This is a genomic window from Actinomadura vinacea, assembly GCF_039532545.1.
GTDB classification, from domain to species: domain Bacteria; phylum Actinomycetota; class Actinomycetes; order Streptosporangiales; family Streptosporangiaceae; genus Spirillospora; species Spirillospora vinacea.
In genome coordinates this window covers 277460-295711 of record NZ_BAAARW010000003.1, presented here as the reverse complement: position 1 = coordinate 295711, position 18252 = coordinate 277460, and the positions used below count along the sequence as shown (strand labels likewise).

Sequence of the window (18252 nt, the reverse complement as noted above, 5' to 3'; positions counted from 1 at the left end):
CGCCCCTGTCACGAGCACATATTCCTCCCGGTCGGGACGGCGTCTTCCACACGGCGGGGAGCCGAATGTCCTACGGATGCTCGCATGGCGCATTAATGCTCGACAAGAGGCCGTCGAACAGCCGTGGGCCGGTGACCTCCGGAAACGACGAAGAATCTCCCGTGCGGTCGCCTGGACAACCTCCGGACAGCGCGAGAGAATCGCTGCGGAAAGTCGCCGATACGCGGAGTCTGTCGTGCCCGAGAACCGGCTGGACTACGACCACATCGTGCTGGTCTCGATCGACACCTTGCGCAGCGACGCCATGGCCTCCAGCCCGGTGCGCGCATGGCCCGCCAAATACCGCACGACCCGCCGGCCGCGGCGCTCGATACTGGACGAACTCGCGGCATCCTCCGCCTGGTTTCCGAACTGCGTTTCCGCGGCCCCGTACACATCGGCGTCGCACGCGAGTTTCCTCACCGGGCACTGGCCGCTGAGACACGGCGTCCATGAACTGTTCAACAGGGCACTGCGGACGCCGACACTGCTGGCGAACGCGCGGGCCGCCGGCTACCGGACCATGATGAAGGTGGACTTTCCGCTGATGCTGGGTGAGCATCTGGGTTTCACCCGCGAAATCGACGAATACATCGTGCGCGACGACGACGCCGCGGTGCGCTTCATCGAGGGAAATCGGCGGGCCTGCACCTTCATTCATTTCAGCGGGGCGCACATCCCCTACGGATTCGGCGACCACGAACTCTCCACGGGCGAGTTCGCCCGTGTGCTCGATGCGGTCGAGCAGGAGTGCGGCACATCCCGGCGCCGCCCTCGCACTTCCGCCGGCTCCGCGGCGGCGGGCCCGTACCAGCGCTATCTCGATATCGTCGACCACCTCTATCGGTCCGGCGACTACAGCACCCTTTTCTCGATGTACCTGGACGGCGTCGACAGGTTCCTCGTGACGCGCTTCGCCCCCGTACTGCGCAGGATCCTCGCGGCGCTCGACGGCCGCCGGGCCCTGCTCGTGGTGTTCGGCGACCATGGCGAGGAATACGACGCGGAGAGTTTCGCCCACCAGAACAGCCTGTCCGACGGCGTTCTCCGAGTTCCGCTCATGATCCACGGGGACGGGGTCGCCCCTGGGTGCCACCGGTCTCGCGTCCGCTCCATCGATCTCGTCCCGTCGATCCACGATCTGGTCGGGCCGCTGCCTCCGGCCGAGGCGGACGGGGCGTCGCTGGCCGCGACCATCGCGGGCGGCGACGCCTACCCGGTCCGCGACGCCTTCGCCCAGAGCTACATCGCCGACGGGCGGGAACACGCCCGGCAGGTGAAGCAGGCCCTGCTGCGGCCGGGATCACGTGGGCCCCTTCCGCACACGCTGATCGGCGAGGCGGCCTACGTGGGTCCGTGGCGCGTGGTGCGGAGGCTCGGCGAGCAGTATCTGGAGGACGGGGCCTGGAGAGTCCGCCCGGTTGAGCCGCGGGTGCGTTTCGAAAGGGAGCGGCCCGACTCCACCTGGGAAGCCGTGGCGCACGCCGAACCCCCTCCAGACGTGCTCGCCCGTCTCGACCGGTACAACGCGCTCGCCGGGGAGGCACCGGCCGACCGGGCGGGTGCCGCCGGGACCGCCGACTCGGCCTTGCGCGACCAGCTCCGGCTGCTCGGATACCGGATCTGAGGCGTTCATGACCCTCTTGAGCCCGGTTCCAGGCCGCCGAGCCCCGCGTCACCGAGTTCCGTGCCGTTCGGTCCCGTGCCGGTGAGTCCTGGCCCATGCGCCCTGTTCGGCGCCGGTGCGTCCGTCAGGTAGGACTCCAGAAGGGGATCACCGAAAGGGTCGCCGCGGTCGGCCATGTACGCCTCGAACTCGGCGATGGACCCCACACCGGCGTCGAGGACCGCCTCGTAGACCATCCAGCTCCGGATCGTGCCGGGATAGCGGGGCCCGTCCCAGTACGGCTCCTTGATCCTCAGGATCGCGGCGCGCGACCGCTCGGTCAGGCGCTGGACGAACGAGTGCGCCTGGCGGACGGTGAGCTCGAAGGTGGCCCGGTCGACGGCCCAGATGTCGAACTTCCACGCCCCCCGGCGGGTGTCGCCCAGCCGTACACCCCAGTACAGGCCGCGGAGACGCCGGCGCGGATCCTTGTTCTCACGCGCTCCCGGCCCGTCGTGACTCCGGGACCGGGTGTCGGTGAAGAAGGACTTCCAGCCGCCCAGGCGCTCGGTGAGCTCCGCGCCGAGCGCGAAGAAGTCGCCGATGCTCACTTCCGGCGCGTCGATGTAGAGGTCGAGATCGCGCCAGGACATCAGATCGTAGAAGTAGCTGCCCGCCACGAACGTCTCACCGATGCGCTCCGCCATGGCGAGCAGTCCGCGGTCGTACAGCAGTTCGTCCGCCTCACGCCGCAGCGCCTCGGCTCGTGCCTCGTGGTCCATGGCACCTCCCGGTGTTCAAGTGGTGCTTTTCCTCGCTTGTACAGGTGCGTTCAGATCCACTCGGTCCGGTCGCCGTAGCCGAGCCGGTCGGCGACCTCCAGCTCGCGCGGGCCGAGCGCCCGCTCGATCGGGGCGGCTCTCGCCCGCCACCGGCCCGGACGAGGCCGGACCGTCGCGACGACCGGCCCGATGCCTTCGTACACGGCGCGCCGGAAGGCACCGTCCAAGGGGATGCCGAGCCATGCGCTCAGCCGTTCGAACGACGCGATACGGCTCTCGGGGCCGCTGATCAGGTCCTCGAAACGCATCCGCAGGCTGTCCGTGCCGCCGCGGGCGAGGTCGGCCAGCACCGCCTGGTGCGCGCTGCGCCACTGGAAGGCGCAGACGTCGAACAGCGGGGCACGGGTGAACTCCTGCCAGGCCGGAGGCAGGTCGAACTTCCACCACCAGCGGTTTTCCTCGGCCTTCTCCACGTATCCACCGATCTCCAGTGCCTCCGGCATCCGGCAGGCGTGGAATCCGTCGTACCGCCATCCGTCGTACAGCCCGCTGACCGCCGCGGCGGGATTGCGGGTCAGATGCAGGACGCGGAACCGGGCGCGGGGGAACAGGGCGCGCAGGAATTCGGGCCGGTACGCGTTCGCCGGCGTCTTGATCACCAGTGGCCTGTCCGGCGGGTGCCGGCGGTCGACGCCGCGCCAGGGGACGGTGAGCACGAACGGGGGTTCCTCCACCAGGGTGCGTCCGGGAGCGCGGCCGGTCGCGGCAGGTGCGGCGGGTGCGGCGGGTGCGGCGGCCCACCCGTCGCGGTCGCCGGGCAAGTCGTAGTAACGGGGATCAACGGGTAGGCCGTGCCCGGCCAAATCGGCCAGTAGCGAGCGGAAGTAGAGACCGATGTCGCGCACCTCTCCGTCCGCCCAGCGGTGCCGCGCGCGCAACCGCCGCAGCACCGACAGCGCGATGTCGGCGACCGCGGCCAGGTCCATCGGCAGGTCGGGCCATTGCACGGCGATCCGCCAGGCAACGTCGAGCACGTAACGGCCGTCGTCGACCGTGTCCGTCATGCGCCCGACGTCGCGGGCGAGTTCGGCGTTGAGCAGGTCGCGCGCCGCCGGTTCCAGAGCGGCCAGATGGCCGGCGTCCAGGCGGTCCGAGCCGGTGCCGCTGTCCGGATAACCGAGCCCGACCAAGCGCAGGAAAGGGTTGATCTCACCCCGCAGGTGCAGCAGATGGCCCGACCTGCGCAGGATCTCGGAGACCATGCTGGAACCGCCGCGCGAACTGGAGGCGATCAGTACGACCTCCCGGATCTCCGCGGTGAAGTCCACCCAGGCGGGCCCTCGCAGTTCGCGCACGGACGCCAGCCGATCGAGCAGCTCGCGCCGTACGTCGGTACCGGTGGTGAGAACACGCGACGTCATACGGCCGTCACCGCGGCTTCCGCAGCGAGTAGACGCACCACCGCCACCGGTCGCGGATCGAGCCGTCGGCGAGGACCTCGAAGGGATGGACGTCGCGAACCTCGCGCGGCGCCTGGTGGAACAGCCGCTGGACCTCCCGCCGGCGCGCCGGTGTGGTCTCGTGCGTGTCGATCCACCGGTCGATGCTCTCCCACAGCCGGTACTCCTCCATCCGCAGGCCGGTGAACCCGGCATCGAGCAGGAGGGAACGGAACTCCTCCTCGCGGAACATGTGCTGCAGCAGCGGCTGCTTCTTCTTGAAGACGCGGTACATCCAATAGGCGTCCTCGTCGGCGTACGGCACGATCTGCCCCACGATGAACTGACCGCCGGGACGCAGCACGCGGAAGATCTCCGCCAGCGGCCGCTGCGGCTGCGGCAGCAGGTGCAGAACCTCGCGGGTGACCACCAGGTCGAAGTCGGCGTCCGGATAGGGCAGGTCGTAGACCGTCCCCTGATCCACCCGGTCCAGGCGGGTGGACGCCAGTTCGACCATCTCCGGGGTGAGATCGAGGCCGATCATCTCGCCCACCCTGCCCTTGAACGCGTGGCCGACCACTCCGCTGCCGCAGCACACGTCCAGCAGCCTGGCGTCCGCCGGCACGTCGCACAGCGCGGCGTGCCCGGCGAGCAGGCCTTCGTCGGTCAGCCAAGTGCACGAGTCGTGCCAGTTCCGCGACCGGATGCCGAACTGCCGCCGGTAGTGGGAGTAGTCGATGCTCAGTTCCCGCGGCTCGAACCGCGCGCTGCGGCCGGCCAGCCGGGCGGCCAGCCGGGCCCGGGTCGCGTCCAGCACCCGCGCGACGATGCGCCGTCCCAGCCCCTCGTCGGCCTCCATGCGCGCGCTGAACTCGCGGCCGACGCACTCGTGGACCAGCCGGCCGACCTCGGGGCCGCGCAGGCGCTTCTTGGTCTGCCCGTCGAACTCCGGGCCGTCCATCCGCACCGACACGACGGCGGTGAGCCCTTCCAGGACGTCCATGGCGGTGATCGTTTCGCCGGTGCGCGTGTCCTGCATGCCGTGCGCGGCGGCGTACCGGTCGATGGCCTGGGCGAGCGCGGCCCGCAGGCCCTCCACGTGCACCCCGCCCTGCTCCGTGCGCACCCCGTTGACGAAGCTCCGGACGTCCTCCGCGTAGCCCTCGGTCCATTGGAAGGCGACGTCGAAGGAGACGCCGCCGCTCCTGGTGACGACCAGCACGGGATTGACCGTCGCCGCGGCGCGGTTGAGGTGTTCGAGGAAGCCGCGCACGCCGCCCGTGCAGACGAATTCCGTCCGCTCGCCGGTGCGCCGGTCCGCGAAGCGCACGGCCAGCCCGGGATGCAGGAAGGCGATCTCCTGGAGTCTGGCGCGGATCACCCGGGCGGAGAACTCGTGGCCGCCGAAGATCGCCGGATCGGGGTGGAAGACGACGGTGGTGCCCTGCCCCGTGCACGCCCCTTCCTCGATCACACCCGTGCGGGGTTCGCCGCGGCTGAACTCCTGCCGGTACCGGACACCGTCGCGCCGTACCTCCAGGCGCAGCCGGTCGGCGAGGGCGTTCACGCAGGACAGCCCGACCCCGTGCAGACCGGCCGAGTGGGTGTAGGCCGCACCGGCGAACTTGCCGCCCGCGTGCAGCGTGGTCAGCACCACCTCGCAGGCTGGACGGCCGGTCTCCGGGTGCGGGTCGACCGGGATGCCCCGTCCGTCGTCCTCCACCGCGCAGGAACCGTCGACGTGCAGGACCACCGACACCTCGCGGCAGTGTCCCGCCTCGTATTCGTCCACCGCGTTGTCGAGCAGTTCCAGGACCAGGTGATGCAGGCCGTCCGAGTCCGTGGATCCGATGTACATCGAGGGGTTGCGGCGTACGGCCTGCAGTCCCGTGAAGACGACGATCGATGACGCGTCGTAGGGCGCCGCCGGCGCGGTCTCCGTGGAAGGTGCCTCAGTCACTGGTCTCCTCCGTGCCGGGCGCACCGTTGAGAATGGCGGAGGTCGGCGCCGCCAGGTCCCGCAGTGCCGCGTCCAGCTTGGCGACGTGCGCCTTCTTCAGCGCGGCGAGGGTCGTCAGCCAGCTCGCCACGTCCGTCCGCCCCTCGCCGTAGGCGGCCGAGGCCAGCCCGGGATACCCCTCGTGGGCGTCCTTCATCGCCCCCGCCACCGACGTGGCCAGGTTCAGCCGGGTCTCACCGACGTCCCGCCCGGCGTCGGCCGTGTCGGCCGTGTCGCCGAGGACGTCCAGATGCCCGTGCGCGACGCACCCGATGCTCTGCGCCAGGTCGGCGAAGAGCACGGCGATCTCCGTATGTCCTTCGATCTCGGCGACCTGGGCGAAGTAGGTGTACCGCTGCACGGCCACCGCCTCCGCGGCGAGCGCGGCGCGCACGTCGGCGACGAGGCTTTCACTGCGTTGCACGATGGTGCTCCTCGTGGTGGGGCCGGGCATCACGGCTTCACGCCTACCGCGACGACGAACAGCATGTTGTCGACGACCCTGCCGTCGGATTGCCGGACCGCGTGCAGTGACAGGAAGTCCTGGGACGCCTTGCGGTAGGCCTCGCGGATCGCCTCCCGGCGCTCTTCCTCGATCGCCCCGTTGTCGGACCAGACGTCGACGTCCTCGGCCGAGCGGTACCGGTGTGCCTCGACCTTGCGGCATCCGGCCTCGCGCAGGAGGTCCGACAGGTCCTCGGGGAGGAAGAAGTGCCGCCGGACGGGGTTGCGCAGGCGGAGTATCTCGAAGTACTCAGCGGCGTCCTCACGTCCGTAGGCGCACAGATTGATCAGGACGATCCGCCCCCCGGGCCGGGTGACCCGCACCATCTCGGCGACCGCGTCGGGAAGCATCATGAACTGCACGCCCTGGCGGCATACGACAAGGTCGAACTCGGCGTCCTCGAAGGGCAGCGCCTCGGCGGGAGCGAGCACCAGGCGGTCCAGGTGCGGCCTGGCCTGCTCGGCCATGACCTTGGTGATGTCGACACCGACGACCTCGGCCACCCGGCCGTGGAAGAGCCGCGACACCAGCCCGGTCCCGCAGGCCACGTCGAGCACGCGGTCGGACGGCCGGGGGGCGGCGGCGTCCAGGAGGAGTTCGTCCAGGCCGCTGTCGGTGCACCAGGCGCTCGACCGGTCGTATCTGGAGGCCCGGCTGGTGAAGTGGTCGGTCACGTCTTCCTGACTGATGGCCACGTGAGCACTTCCCTTTCTCAAGTCTCTGAACGCTCCCTTCGCGCCCGGCGGGTCCGCCAGGCCGGGAGCGCATGCCTGGGCCTGTCTCGAAGCGACCTCAGGTACCGCGCGAGCGCGCTACCTGGCCGGGGAGGCGACGCCGGAGGCGAGCCTCACCGGCCAGATCGCGAAGCGATGCCGCGCTCGCACCAAGCACGGTCAGGGTGCGAGCCGCCAGGCGAGCGCCCTGAGCCGGGATTGAAATAAACACAGCGCAGCAACCGGACGTACAGGTCGCGGCGGAGGCGACGGGCACAGTTCCGGTCCTCCCGGATCGAGCGGGACTCGACTCGGAGGCGGAGAAGGGCGGAGCGCAGGGCGACGTCGAAGCGCGAGGGGTCCGGTTGGAACTCGCTGCGCGGGTCGATCCGGTACCCCAGCGACACCTTCACCGGCGCGGTCACCTTGTCGACCAGGAGACGTTCGGATTCGGACAGGCCGCGCACGTGGTGGCCGACGCGGCCGGTACTGATCGGCTCCCCGACGTGCCTCCACGACCGCGACAGGGCCGCCGTCTCCTGAGCGGCGGGCGATCGGTGGGGCTCCAGCATCGCGGTTTCCGACCGCTCGCCCAGGAAATCGCACAGCCGCGCCACCTCGCGCTCGGTGTCGGAGACGAGGTCCTCGTACTTGAGCAGGTGCACCACCTCCGGGCCCCATTTGGCGAGTGCCGTCCGGCCGCGTTCCTGCTGCTCGCGCCACAACCGCGCCATCCGGTAGGGGTGGCAGTAGCCGAAGACCGAGCGTTTGGCAGAGGACGCCACGTCGCACGGATCTCGGACGAGCCAGATGAACCGGGCGTTCGGATAGTCGGCGAGCACGTCGTCGACGTGGTTCACCATGAAGGTGCTCTTGCAGCCCCAGCGCGCCTTGCGTTCCGCTGCCCGGTGCTGGTCGTAGATGGCCGCCACTACGCCGAAGAGCGTCGGCTTCGCCTCGTCCACCACGCGGTCGGCGTCGACCGGGTGCGGCCAGGGGTGAGGGTGCCGCTCCAGCAGCGCCAGCGCGTCCTCGACCAGCCTTCTGCGATTGCCCTCGACCGCCAGGTCACCGTAGCGGTGGGCGACGGGAGCGAGGAACCGCATGAAATGCGGCGGATGCGGGATGGTGATACGGGAGTGCGCGTTGAGGACGAGGCGGAGCAGGTTCGATCCCGACCGTTCGGTGCCGATGATGAGGATCGGGCTCTCCGAGCCTGGCGACATCATTTCCCGCCGACAGCGGCCGACCGTTCCATCTCCTTGGCACCGCAGGTCATGAGGCTGCTGCCCTTTGCGGCGACCTCCTCGTCGGCGCACCGGTCGAGCGTGAAACGGTCGGAGCCCGGAGCGAGCGGGCCGGCCGCCGAGCTCCATTCGGCACGCCACCCGGATCCCGCGTACGAGGTCGAGCGGGCCAGACCGTCATCGGGCTGCGGGTGGAAGTACAAGAAGTTCTCCGGATAGTGCGCGAAGTCCATCACCGGTCCCGGCTCGTAGGAGTCGTAGATGGCCTTGTAGGCGTCCCGGCACACCTGCTCGGGCAGGCCGCTGACGTTGAGGAACTCGTCCTCGTGCAGGGCCTGTTCCACCGACAGCCAGTTGAGGTGGTCGACCTCCGAGCGGATCAGGCCGGAGGACACGGCCTGCTGGTAGACGGTGGTCCCCGGCATGGCCGACAGGTATTTGACCCGGGTGACATGGTTGTAGGTCTCGGCGAACTCGACCATGTGGCGCAACGACTCCTCGCTCTCGCCTGGCAGCCCCACGATCAGCAGGGAGCCGAACCGCACCCCGGCGTCGAAGGTGGTGCGCATGGCCCGCACCGTCAGGTTCTCGCTGCTGCCCTTGCGGGCCTCGCGCAGCACCTCGCTGCCCAGCGACTCGACGCCGTAGAGGATGATGTCCGCGCCGGAGTCCCGCATCGCGTTGATCCTGGGCACGTCCATGTCCGCGCAGCGGGTCAGGCAGGTCCAGCGGATGTCGTAGTCCTTGATGACATCGCAGATCTCGATCGTCTGGCCGCGATGCGAGCTGAACGTGAGGTCGACGAAGAAGCAGAAGTCGATGCCGTACCGGCTCTTGAGCCAGTCCATGTCACGGCTCATCTTCTCCGGCGACTTGGCCCTGACCTGCGGTGTCGTGCGGTAGCAGAACGAGCAGTCCATCTTGCAGCCGCGGCTGTAGGAGGAGATGATCTGCGGCTGGAGCCCCTTCGGCCCCTTGGACTGGGGCCACAGGTCCAGCCTCATCCTGGGCAGCGCGTCGAGGTCCATCATCTGCCCGCGGGGCGGCGTGCGCTTGGTCTGCCCTTCGGGTGTGCGGTACCAGATGCCCCGGATATGGGGCAGGTCCTTCGCCCATCGCCCGGCGGCGTGGCTCTCCATGAGTTCGAGGACGGTGATCTCACCCTCGCTGATCACGGCGATGTCGCACGCGGTCTCCGCCATGAAGACACCGGGCACGGACGTGACGAGCGACCCGCCGCAGACGATGGGAACGTCCGGCTCGGCCTCCTTGACCTTCTCCATCAGCTCACGGCAGAAGGGGAAGTTGTCCTCGAAGGTGCAGATCCCGAGCACATCGGTCTGGCCGACGATCTGCTCGTAGGCCGCCCTGAGGGGATCCAGTTCGTAGCGGACGTCGACGATGCGCACCGGATAGCCGGCGTTGTGCAGCACCGTGGAGATGTACGTGGCGCCTTCGTAGGGCGAGGTCAGGAAGAATTCCCAGCCTCTGGGCATGCTGAACGGGGAGGGCCCGACGACCAGGGTGAAGCGGGGGAGGGAAGGATCGGTGGGAACCGGACTGTCGTCCTGCTCCCGCATCTGCTGCTGGTACCTGCGGTCGACGGACTGGTCGGCGTTGGCGTAAAGCTCCAAGGCCAGGGATTTGCGGGCCATCGATGTCCCCTTCCAGGTCCTAGGTGTTCCGGTCGGCGGGCGGGTTCACCGGACGGTTCCGACGGGAACCGCGGGCGCCGCGCCTTCGCGACGGCGCTCATCCGAGTCTGCTCGGCGGCGTGACCGCGGTCCATCGGGCGGAGTTGAGAGAGCGGAGACGCAATTGCCTGGCGAGGTCGTCCCACAGCTTCGCGCAATCCTCGGCAAGCTCGGCGATCATGGGCGTGCAGTGCGGCGGGGCCTCGCCGACAAGGCGATCCCACCTTTCCGCGCACAGCGCCTGCGCGTCGAAAAGCCGCAACAGCGCGCGGCCGGACTCGGTGAAGCGAAGCGACGGATCCTTCTTCAGGATCCGCAGGAGCGCGGCAAGGTCCCGTTCGCGCGGGCCGCTCAGGCCACGTGGTTCCGTGGCGTTTCCCGAATCGGCGGCACCGGTGCCGTTCTCGCGTCTGACCTCGCCCCGCGGCGCGACCGGATCCTCACCGCGCCGCAGCCGCTCCCGCACGTCGGACGCCGTCCCCACGGAGATTCCGGCCGCCTTCGCGACCTCCCGGAGCGAGGCGCCCGAATTCTCGGCGAACAGCCGGCCCGCGTGCCGGCGCCCCTCTGAGGCGTCCAGCGGGCGGACCTTGCCGTCGCGGCCGATCCGGACGGGGGCGAGCGCGTCCTCGGGCGTCATGCGCCGGCGGGTCGCCGCCACCGTCTTGGGCGACAGTCCGCTGCTGGACGCGATGGAACGATCCGACCACCGGGGGTGCCACCTGATGATGCGTTCCGCCGCCGCGACGCGGTCCGCCTGGCTCAACGGCAGCCCGTGGGCGATGTTGCTCCGGACGCCGAAAATGAAGGCGGCGGTTTCGTCGCCGTCGAAGAAGCGGACCTCGATGTGGCGGTCGCCTCGCTGGGTGGCCGCCCGAAGCCGGTGCATGCCGTCGATGACCTTCATGGTCGGCCGGTGCACGATGATGGGCGGTATTTCCGCTTCGGAGCACATGAGCGACCGAATGTGATCTGCGGATTGACCGCTCAGCCGCGGTGAATCCGATGCCTTCAGCAATGCGATCGCGACGGTCTCGACAGTGTCCTCCAGGACTCCAGCACCGGCTTCTCCGTTTCGGGACACTAAGCCTCCCATGACAGGAACTCTGGTGAGCGGGCACACGGAAGCATCGTCGACGGCCCACGACGTCATGAAGTCTTCACAAGACGTCGGCGCCGTGGCACCTTCACTAGGAGAAGGGGGGCTGGCCGAAGAATCGTGACACCACACCGCCGACCAGGTCCGGGATTTCACATTCGCCGCTCAGGAAGGGAAGTCGTTGACCAACGTTCTGTTTGTTTCGCTGGACACCGTACGGGCCGACGTCGCCTACTCCGGGAAGATGCCGGGAATCGAGTCCCTACGGCGCCGGGGAACCACTTTCCGTCAAGCCATATCATCGGCGCCGCTGACCCCGATAAGCCATGCCAGCGTGTTCACCGGCCGCCATCCGGACGGGCACGGAATCCGGCACCTGCTGCGCGAGCGACTCTCCTCGGACGTTCCGACGCTGGCCGAGCGTTTGCGTGCGGCCGGCTACGCCACCGGCGCCGTCGTCTCATGCCCCGGCCTCAACAAGTGGTACGGCATCGACCGCGGATTCGATTTCTACGATGATGAGATCCCCCGGCTTCCGGACGGCACCGACCCGCTCACCGTCGGGGACGTCAAGATGCGCGGCCTCGCCCTGAAGCGCGCACCCCTCGTGGTCGAGCGGGCCTGCGAGTGGCTGGCCGAGCAGAAGGGCGATTTCATGCTGTTCGCCCATTTCTTTGACGCTCATTGGCCCTACGAGCCTCCAGAGGACGTCGGCGTGGAGGCCGACAACCCCTACGAGGGCGAGGTGGCCTACAGCGATCACTACTTGGGACGGCTCCTGGCCCGCATGGAGGAGATGGGACACCCGCTCGACGACACGCTGATCGTGACCTTCTCCGACCACGGCGAAGACCTGGCCGGCTGGTATCCGAACGACCATTCCGGGGAGCTCGGCCACCCCTACGAAGAGGGCCACGGCTGCCTGCTGTTCGACACCACCCAGCACGTCCCGCTCATCATCGGCGGCCCCGGCGTGCCGCGGGACCTGGAGGTCGCCGCTCAGGTCCGCCTGGTCGACATCGCGCCGACCGTCCTGGGCCTGCTGGGCCTGGAGGAGTTCGAGACCGACGGTGCCTCGCTCGCGGAGTTCTTCCCCACCGGCTCCGGCCCCTCACGCCCGGCGTACTCGGAGACCTACTATCCGGAGGAGCGCAGGACGGCGGACGACGGCTACCCCGACCTCCTCCCGCTCACCAGCGTGCGCCTGGCCGGCGACGGCAGCCGCCAGAAGGTGATCTGGCACGTCGGCGGCGACATGGTCGAGGCGTACGACCTGCTGAACGATCCCCACGAGCTGAACGGGCAACGCCTCATCGGCGGCGCCGCGCCGCCGAAGGACCACAGCTCCAGCGACGGCTAGGGGCTCCGTTCAACCGGCGCTTTTCCTCACTTGAAGGGCGGCGGCGCTCCCCGGACGCGGGCTCAACCGACCAGGTCACGGGACAGGATTCCGGTCGCGCAGGCCAGCCCGCCGGCGGCTTTGCGCAATTCGTCGATGCGCACCTGCCCGGCGACGGTGATTCCCTCCTGTTCCAGCCGTCGTCGGGTCTCCGGCGCATCGGCCGCCATCACCACCGTGCGCGGCGCGATGGTGACGAAGTTCATCGCCTGTGCTCGGCCGATCTCCGCGTCCTCGTCCAGTTCGATCAGGGACACGCCGAGGTCGCGCAGTATCCCGCGCAGCCGTGGTCCCACCAGTTCTCGCCGGACGACCGCCAGGTCGCGGTCCACCGGTTGCAGGATGCCGAGCAGATGCTGGATCCGCTTGGGCAGGACAGTGCCGGCGACCGTGACCCCGGAGGGCGTCAGGCTCTCGGCCACCTGGCGCAGGCCCTCGGCGTTGGTCCGGTTCCCGGTGCCCACGAGCAGGGTGTCCGCGGCGATCCAGAGGGCGTCGGCGCCCTCGAAGGTGCCGTTGCCAGCGATGGTGCGCAGCACGGGCACCTCCAGTTCCGCGAGGGTGCGGGCCGCGTACCGCTCCTCCCCCGCCCGGACGCTGCTGCCCATGCGGGAGACGATCGCCCCTTGCGGCGTCATGAAGAACAGGTCGCGGACGAACATCAGGTTGTGCCAGGGACCGTCGTCCGGGCGGGTCCGGCGTCCCGTTTCCAGGAAGTGGACGGCGATGCCGAGTTCCTGGAAGCCGGCGGCCGCGTCCAGAAGTTCACGATGGACGGCGCCGAAGTCGAGCGGGCGGAGATGCAGCACCCGGTCGGGGTCCTCGGGTGAGATGAGCGCGGGGTCGGGCGGGGCGAGGACGACGTCCCTCAGCCGTGCGTACTCCGAATCGCCGGCATGCCGCGCCCACAGGCGGCCCGCCGCCACCTCCTGCGCCAGCGAGGTCGTCCGGGGCCGCCAGCCCGCTCCGTGGTAGGCGGCGGGGTGCTGGTCCGCGATCATTACGGATTCCGTCTCTTCAACGCGGGCATAGGGCGGGGCAGGAAACGTGCAATTGACAGCGCGGGCCACGGTGTGTGGTCCATGGTACCGAAGTCGGAAGTGCTCAAATGAGCGACCGCGCGGGAGGGGCATTCTGACTAGGGTGGCGCCTGCGGGCCGCCGAATGGTGGATCACGAACGAAGCGGGCAGGAGATCCGATGTCTCACACCTTCGCCGACGACGGCTCCGGCGTGATATTCATCACCGGCGCTCCGGGCTCCAAATGGAGCGGGATAGCGCACGCGCTCAGCTACGCCGAACCGGTCAATCGATCGGACATCAGCGAAGACCGCACCTACGTCGGCGAGGTGGGCGTCGTCCACCTCGGCAACTATTTCGGCCCGGGCATGGAGCACGGCGAAGACTTCGACCGGCTGAGCCGGCTCGACAAGGAAGATCTTGTGACGGAGCTCGCGAAGCCGTTCTCCCGGCCGGGCGGGACAATGATCATGAAGAGTCATCTTTTCTCGCGCCATCTGGACCATCTGCGCGCACTGTTTCCCAAGGCGCGGATGCTGCTGGTCCACCGGAGCGAGGAGGAGTGCCTGGACTGGTGGATCGACTGCGGCGGCTTCGACATCTCCTTCCCGGACTATTCCTGGTATCAGAATCTGGACAACATGCGGGTGCAGATAGCGCGGGACAATTCCGCGCTCATGGACTTCACCCGCCGGCATGGCCTGCGCTTTCAGCGATATGACGACCTGGCCGTCGTCGCCGACGCATTGGGGCTGCGCTTCACCGAGGAGCGCGCCGACTCGATCAGCGCCCTGCCGTTCGAGAAGGAACACGGATTCGGCCGGGACACCGGCGGGCCGGCCCAGGTCCTCCGCTCCATCCGCCGGCACGCCAGGTCGACCACGCTGGCCTGGATCTGACCGCCGCGCTCACAGGCCGTTCTCGACGGCATGATCGAACGCCTTGCGGTCGTCTTCGGTCATCCACATGGTGACGGTGGAGTCGATATGCCCCGAACGGCAGGAGCCGAACATCGTACTGAGCCGTTTCCGGCTGGAGTGGAAGGCGTTCTGCCATTGCATGCCGCTGCCCAGCGTCGCGTTCTCACCGAAGGCGTTCTGCCGGACCTGCCACAGCGCCGTCAGTTCTTCCACCGCCTCCGCATGCCTCCACCAGCACGGCTGTATCTCCATTTGCAGACCGTAGCGGAACACCAGACTCTCGACGAAAGCGGCCAGCCCTCGCCAGGCGGCCGCCCGCTCCTTCTCCGAAATGGTGAGCCAGTCGATCGGCCGCTCCCGGCGCTCCTTTCGTTTCGCCGGCTCCGGCTGTTTCCGCTCCTGGACGAGGGCCATCAGCCGGTCGATGGCCTCCTGCTGGGCCTTGATGATGGTCAGCAGATGGTGCGGCTCGTTCACCGGTCCCCCGGCGCTCAATGCGCACCCGGGGCGTCCAGCGCGTCCCGTCCTTGGGCTCCGCCGCCACCGGACGGCGTCGCGGTGCGCCGGCGTTCGCCGTATTCGAAGACCAACTTCTCCGTCCGCTTCTTTCCGGCGGCGATCTGCTTGCCGTCCTTGCGCTGCCACCACGGCGTCAGCTGGACTTCCACCGGACGGGACGACCGGGCGACGACGACGGCCCTGCCGAACTCCAGTGTCCGGATCTCCTCGGGCTCCAGGACCCGTTGGTCCCTGATGTGCACGCCCTCCCTGCGTGTCCCGTCGGAATTGCGGGCGAAAGTCCTGCGCTTCTCCTCGATCTCGCCCATGAGCCGGGAGATGTCCTCAAGGTCGTCGACATTTCCGGCACCGCCCATGATGACCCGGACGGCGGCGTTGTCCCACATGATCATCGCCTCGTCCGAGCCCCACCGGGCCCGCGCCTGGGACAGCGACTGGAGATAGACGTGCAACGAGATCGAGAACCCGCCGGAGTCGCCCATGTACCCGGGCAGGTTCGGCAGCGGCGCGATATGGGCGGCCTCGTTGAGCTCGACGGTGAGCGGTGGATCGAGCCGGCTGCTGGGCATGCTCCCGGCGATCTTCCGCGCGTTGTCGAACATGTCCTCCATCATCGTGGTCACGACCGGGGCGATACTGGCGTTCTTCTGCTCCTTGCCGAGAATGTAAAGGGTGTTGCGGCCGGCCAGGAACTCGCGCAGGTCGAACTGTTCGTCGGGGCCGGGCGAGCACGCGTCCAGGACGCTGGGATCGGAGAAGCAGCTGAGGGTTCGCGCCACATTGGCCCAGATGATGGCGCGGTATCTGGCGTCGGTCGCCATGAGCGACTCCAGGTCGCCGGTCCAGCCGATCGCCGCCCTCCCCTCCGCTTCAGCGGTTTTGAGCAGTGCCAACGGCTCCAGGTTGCCCGGCTGGTTGGCCCAGCGCTTCACGTCCACCATGGTGCGTTCGCCATGCGCGGCGGCATGCAGGTAGCAGCGCAGCAGTGTGGACGCCGAGATGACCTGGGCGGCCGCGTCTCCCGACGCCTCGAAACCCATCCCCGCGACGAACGCCGCGGCACGGCTGGAGGCCACCATGGGATCCTCGCAGCCCGTGATGGGCGACCAGCGCAGTTTCTCGGGCCAGTTGGTCAGCCCTTGGGGGTCGAAGACGTGCACCTTCCCGACCTTGGCGCGCATGGCGTAGGTGTTGGTGAACGCGTCCGCCCGGGTGGAGGTGACGATGCACGCGCCGGGGGCGTCGATCGTGTAGGGCGCGCAGAAATGCACGTCCTTGCCCTGCCGTGGCGGAGCGAGGATGATGAAAACGTCCTCCGCCGAGGCGTACAGGCGCTGACGCGATCTGATGTCCCGGCCGAGATAGAAACCGACCTCCCGGGGATCGAACTTCCTGCGTTCCGCGTACGAAGGCCGCACCGACTTCGCCTTGCGTTTCACCGTCCGGGCGCTGAGCGTCTTGCGGATCTCATGGCCGGAGGCGAACCCGAGCCGCAACCGGCGGAACTCCCGCCGGCGCCGTACGTTCATCGCGAGCCTGACCGAAGCGAGCAGGCTCCAGATCAACGCGAGGACGAACAGGAGCAGGATGCCGTAGAGCAGCCAGGCGGGGCCGACGTCCTCCCCTCCGGACGGCCAGGCCGCGGCCGGGTCCCCCGGCTTCTCGACGACTCCCAGCAGGATCGACCAGATGTCGCCCGCCGAGGAATCCGGCCAGCCGTGCCCGGACAGCACCCCGGAGAGCTGACCCGACAGCCACAGCATCATTCCGGGGATGGCGGCCAGGGCGACGAGCCCGAAGCCGACCCAAATGGCGTACATGACCAGGTCGCCGAGCCAGTCTTCGCGGTCGTGCGGTCGTCTTGGATCGTAGTCGGTGTCGTATCTGTCCATGCGGTGCCCTTCAAGCACAATCGAATCGTCAAAGAATCAGCAGTTCCACGAACGTGGCAATGCGCCGACGTCGCGGCGGGGAGGCCGTAGCCGTTCAATCACCTGAGCCGTCTCCGGCTCCATTTCCAGCCCGAGCTCATGCAGAATGAAAAGCAGCCGTTCCGTCGCCTCCTCCATTCCCGCGACGTTGCCGGCGCGGCGTTCGGCACGCAGCAGGTCCCGGAAAAGCAGCTCTGAACCGGGTTCGATGTCCAGGGCCCTGGCGATGGCGGTGCGTGCCGCGGAGGCGTTTCCCGCCTGTGTGAGCTGGACCGCCAGGGCATGGGCCACCTCGACGATCGAGGAGATCATCAGTTGCTTGAGGTGCTCGGCCCAGACGTAGGAGGACGGGCCCGAACCGGCGAACGGTTTGCCCCGGACCAGGGACAACGCGCCCTGCAGGTCGCCGATGCCGCGGTCCCGGTCGGCGCCGGCGAGGCGGGCTGAGCCGCGTTTGGCCAGCCTCTGGAAGCGCTCCCAGTCACAGCACACTCCGGACAAGGTGTAGAGCCGGCCTTGCCCCCGCGTGGGAACGTGGAGGCGACCCTCGCGGTCCCGGCCGAACCAGGTTCGCAATCGCGACATGTTGCTGGCGCGGGTCGACTGGGACCATGCACCGCGCGGACCGCCGAGCGCGCGGCTGACCTCCTCGGCACCGCAGCCGGGATTGAGGTACAGGAACGCGGCCAGCTCGGGGAGCAGGTTGCGCTTGCCGGCTTCGAGATCGTGCACATCGCGTCCCGCGATCTCGACTCTCCCCAGCACCCTGATCTCCGGAGCGCCGGGGTCCAGTTGATCGATCTCTCTGAAGTGAAACTGTTCCGCGGCGCCGGCCTCGGCCGCCGCCCTTGGCGGCGCCGTTGAATCGGTTCCTCGTTCGGGACCGTGGGGGGCCGCGGTCGTGCCGCCCGGAGAGGCGGCGGAGTCGAGCGAATCGTGTGCGGATGGGCCGGGAACGCCGCGGGGGAGGTGACCACATGCCGCCGGTTCGGTCATCAGTCTCGCTTCCTGCGCGTAGGAGATGCGCAACGCCCGCTGGAGCGTGTGCACGCCGACGGAGGGGCGGCCACCGCCACTTCGGCGGCCGCGTCGATGAGCTCGGTGCCGGGTTTCCGGGAGTCACGCGGTTCGCCCGCCTTACGGCGCCGCCGCGGCGACCTCACCGGCACCGGTGATGTACGCCCGTTCCGCCGCGGAGTCGATCCCTGCGCTTCCAAGAGATCAGGGTTTGTTCCGCGTCCTCGATCCCCGGGCAGGTCGGCACGCCGCCCCTGCCGTCGTTTCCACCCGCCGGCTGATCAACCGTTGCCGCTCCGAACAGCCGTGTCGCTCGCGTCGGC

The 18252-nt window shown here is 68.9% G+C and carries 15 protein-coding genes; 3 read left to right on the top strand and 12 right to left on the bottom strand.

Annotated elements, in window-relative coordinates:
* Nucleotides 1-76 precede the first annotated feature (76 nt).
* On the top strand, nucleotides 77-1666 hold the full coding sequence (locus ABD340_RS05635; RefSeq protein ID WP_344587411.1) for a sulfatase-like hydrolase/transferase: 1590 nt from the start codon (nucleotides 77-79) through the stop codon (nucleotides 1664-1666).
* A gap of 5 nt (nucleotides 1667-1671) precedes the next feature.
* On the opposite strand, the gene ABD340_RS05630 is transcribed toward ABD340_RS05635, so the two are convergent.
* The 8 genes from ABD340_RS05630 to ABD340_RS05595 all read right to left on the bottom strand — a co-directional run bounded on the left by ABD340_RS05630 (nucleotide 1672) and on the right by ABD340_RS05595 (nucleotide 11177).
* Nucleotides 1672-2427 carry a hypothetical protein gene (locus ABD340_RS05630; RefSeq protein ID WP_344587410.1) on the bottom strand — a complete coding sequence of 252 codons (756 nt, stop codon included), beginning with the start codon at nucleotides 2425-2427 and terminating at the stop codon, nucleotides 1672-1674.
* A gap of 50 nt (nucleotides 2428-2477) precedes the next feature.
* Nucleotides 2478-3848, bottom strand: coding sequence for a hypothetical protein (locus ABD340_RS05625; protein ID WP_344587409.1), 1371 nt, complete (start codon nucleotides 3846-3848; stop codon nucleotides 2478-2480).
* 7 nt (nucleotides 3849-3855) lie between these two features.
* The gene (locus tag ABD340_RS05620) at nucleotides 3856-5826 is read right to left on the bottom strand and encodes a methyltransferase domain-containing protein (RefSeq protein ID WP_344587408.1); all 1971 of its coding nucleotides are present in this window, start codon (nucleotides 5824-5826) and stop codon (nucleotides 3856-3858) included.
* Nucleotides 5819-6289 (bottom strand): ferritin family protein, encoded by a 471-nt coding sequence (locus tag ABD340_RS05615; protein ID WP_344587407.1) that lies wholly within the window; start codon nucleotides 6287-6289, stop codon nucleotides 5819-5821. The genes ABD340_RS05620 and ABD340_RS05615 overlap by 8 nt, the downstream gene beginning before the upstream one ends.
* A gap of 29 nt (nucleotides 6290-6318) precedes the next feature.
* Nucleotides 6319-7065 carry a class I SAM-dependent methyltransferase gene (locus ABD340_RS05610; RefSeq protein ID WP_344587406.1) on the bottom strand — a complete coding sequence of 249 codons (747 nt, stop codon included), beginning with the start codon at nucleotides 7063-7065 and terminating at the stop codon, nucleotides 6319-6321.
* 152 nt (nucleotides 7066-7217) lie between these two features.
* Nucleotides 7218-8312 carry a sulfotransferase family protein gene (locus ABD340_RS05605; RefSeq protein WP_344587405.1) on the bottom strand — a complete coding sequence of 365 codons (1095 nt, stop codon included), beginning with the start codon at nucleotides 8310-8312 and terminating at the stop codon, nucleotides 7218-7220.
* Complete coding sequence (locus ABD340_RS05600) at nucleotides 8309-9985, bottom strand: B12-binding domain-containing radical SAM protein (RefSeq protein WP_344587404.1); 1677 nt, start codon at nucleotides 9983-9985, stop codon at nucleotides 8309-8311. Before ABD340_RS05600 ends, ABD340_RS05605 begins: the two co-directional genes overlap by 4 nt.
* 97 nt (nucleotides 9986-10082) lie before the next feature.
* A complete protein-coding gene (locus ABD340_RS05595) occupies nucleotides 10083-11177 on the bottom strand; it encodes a ParB/RepB/Spo0J family partition protein (protein WP_344587403.1) in 1095 nt (364 codons plus the stop codon).
* Between the two features lie 127 nt (nucleotides 11178-11304).
* Here ABD340_RS05595 and ABD340_RS05590 point away from each other — a divergent pair, with 127 nt between their 5' ends.
* Nucleotides 11305-12483, top strand: coding sequence for a sulfatase (locus ABD340_RS05590; protein ID WP_344587401.1), 1179 nt, complete (start codon nucleotides 11305-11307; stop codon nucleotides 12481-12483).
* A 62-nt stretch (nucleotides 12484-12545) separates the two neighbouring features.
* On the opposite strand, the gene ABD340_RS05585 is transcribed toward ABD340_RS05590, so the two are convergent.
* Entirely contained in the window at nucleotides 12546-13523 is a 978-nt protein-coding gene (locus tag ABD340_RS05585; protein WP_344587400.1) for a dimethylarginine dimethylaminohydrolase family protein, read from the bottom strand.
* Nucleotides 13524-13721: 198 nt separating this feature from the next.
* Between ABD340_RS05585 and ABD340_RS05580 the strand changes: the two genes are divergently transcribed.
* Nucleotides 13722-14441: a hypothetical protein gene (locus tag ABD340_RS05580; RefSeq protein WP_344587399.1), complete on the top strand. Its 720-nt coding sequence runs from the start codon at nucleotides 13722-13724 to the stop codon at nucleotides 14439-14441.
* Nucleotides 14442-14450: 9 nt separating this feature from the next.
* Here the strand turns inward: ABD340_RS05580 and ABD340_RS05575 are convergent, their stop codons facing one another.
* The 3 genes from ABD340_RS05575 to ABD340_RS05565 are packed head-to-tail and all read right to left on the bottom strand — an operon-like array spanning nucleotide 14451 to nucleotide 17908.
* Nucleotides 14451-14939, bottom strand: coding sequence for a hypothetical protein (locus ABD340_RS05575; protein ID WP_344587398.1), 489 nt, complete (start codon nucleotides 14937-14939; stop codon nucleotides 14451-14453).
* A gap of 14 nt (nucleotides 14940-14953) precedes the next feature.
* Entirely contained in the window at nucleotides 14954-16873 is a 1920-nt protein-coding gene (locus ABD340_RS05570; RefSeq protein ID WP_344587397.1) for a type IV secretory system conjugative DNA transfer family protein, read from the bottom strand.
* Nucleotides 16874-16909: 36 nt separating this feature from the next.
* Nucleotides 16910-17908 carry a bacterial transcriptional activator domain-containing protein gene (locus ABD340_RS05565; RefSeq protein ID WP_344587396.1) on the bottom strand — a complete coding sequence of 333 codons (999 nt, stop codon included), beginning with the start codon at nucleotides 17906-17908 and terminating at the stop codon, nucleotides 16910-16912.
* Nucleotides 17909-18252 lie beyond the last annotated feature (344 nt).

Excerpts from the sequence above, each read along its gene's own strand:
- ABD340_RS05635 (WP_344587411.1), top strand. The coding sequence starts at position 77 with ATGCTCGCATGGCGCATTAATGCTCGACAAGAGGCCGTCGAACAGCCG.
- ABD340_RS05630 (WP_344587410.1), bottom strand. The coding sequence starts at position 2,427 with ATGGACCACGAGGCACGAGCCGAGGCGCTGCGGCGTGAGGCGGACGAA.
- ABD340_RS05625 (WP_344587409.1), bottom strand. The coding sequence starts at position 3,848 with ATGACGTCGCGTGTTCTCACCACCGGTACCGACGTACGGCGCGAGCTG.
- ABD340_RS05605 (WP_344587405.1), bottom strand. The coding sequence starts at position 8,312 with ATGATGTCGCCAGGCTCGGAGAGCCCGATCCTCATCATCGGCACCGAA.
- ABD340_RS05600 (WP_344587404.1), bottom strand. The coding sequence starts at position 9,985 with ATGGCCCGCAAATCCCTGGCCTTGGAGCTTTACGCCAACGCCGACCAG.
- ABD340_RS05595 (WP_344587403.1), bottom strand. The coding sequence starts at position 11,177 with ATGACGTCGTGGGCCGTCGACGATGCTTCCGTGTGCCCGCTCACCAGA.
- ABD340_RS05585 (WP_344587400.1), bottom strand. The coding sequence starts at position 13,523 with ATGATCGCGGACCAGCACCCCGCCGCCTACCACGGAGCGGGCTGGCGG.
- ABD340_RS05580 (WP_344587399.1), top strand. The coding sequence starts at position 13,722 with ATGTCTCACACCTTCGCCGACGACGGCTCCGGCGTGATATTCATCACC.
- ABD340_RS05570 (WP_344587397.1), bottom strand. The coding sequence starts at position 16,873 with ATGGACAGATACGACACCGACTACGATCCAAGACGACCGCACGACCGC.
- ABD340_RS05565 (WP_344587396.1), bottom strand. The coding sequence starts at position 17,908 with ATGACCGAACCGGCGGCATGTGGTCACCTCCCCCGCGGCGTTCCCGGC.